This is a genomic window from Kineococcus siccus, from assembly GCF_009906795.1.
GTDB lineage: Bacteria > Actinomycetota > Actinomycetes > Actinomycetales > Kineococcaceae > Kineococcus > Kineococcus siccus.
Genome location: NZ_JAAALN010000426.1, coordinates 1 through 782 on the forward strand (window position 1 = coordinate 1; position 782 = coordinate 782).

Here is a 782-nt window from a genome sequence, read left to right on the forward strand (position 1 = left end):
GTGCTGCGGCCGGCCGTCACCGCCGCGCCGGCGGCCGCCCGCAGCACGCTGCGACGGCGGGGGAGGGCGGGTCCGGTGCTCACCCCCTCATCGTGGGGCGGGTCCCCGTCGCCGCGACAGGCCTGCGACGCAACGGCTTCGACACACGCGTGACCGGGTCACGCGCGCTGGTCCGACCGCTTCCGCGTGTCCGGACCGGCACAGCGGTGCCACCCGCCGGACACACGCCGTGCCTGGCGTCGTCGGTGCCGACCCGCCGCCCGCCGGTGCGGACGTCGCCCCGAGAAGTGCGCGGAGGGACCGCACCGGCCGGTGGGCGGCGGAGTCGGGTGCGGCGTCAGCCCGCGTAGGCCGTCTGCGTCAGGGTGCCCTGGCTGCACACGGGCCCGGCCGTCCACGGCACGGCGAGCTGCGGCACCTGGTTCGGCGGGATGACCTGCAGCGTCGTGGGCGCCGGCTCGCAGGGACCCTCGGCGGGCTCACCGACCGCCGCGTCGGCGACCGTCGCCCACGTGATGGTCGAGCGGACGCCCCGGCCGGGGGCCAGGACGACGCGGGCCGGCGCCGGCTCGGGCGCCCGCACCTGCGACGACGGCACGGGCCCACCGTCGCTGCGCCGCAACGACACCCCGCCGTAGCCGACGAGCGTGCAGGGCGCGGAGGTCAGGTTCGTCAGCACGACCGTCGCGGCGCCCCGGCCGGGCCCGGGGGCGGGGGACGCCTCGAGCGCCGCCACCAGCTGGTCGGTGCGGCAGGGCTGCGGCGGGCCGTCGGGCGGCGAC

Annotated in this window: 1 protein-coding gene; it reads right to left on the minus strand. The window is 79.7% G+C overall.

Annotation, left to right across the window (positions count from 1 at the left end; all coding sequences use genetic code 11):
• Window positions 1-337 precede the first annotated feature (337 nt).
• On the minus strand, window positions 338-782 hold a 445-nt coding region (locus GTR02_RS21955), incomplete at its 5' end, for a DUF4232 domain-containing protein (RefSeq protein WP_166609578.1).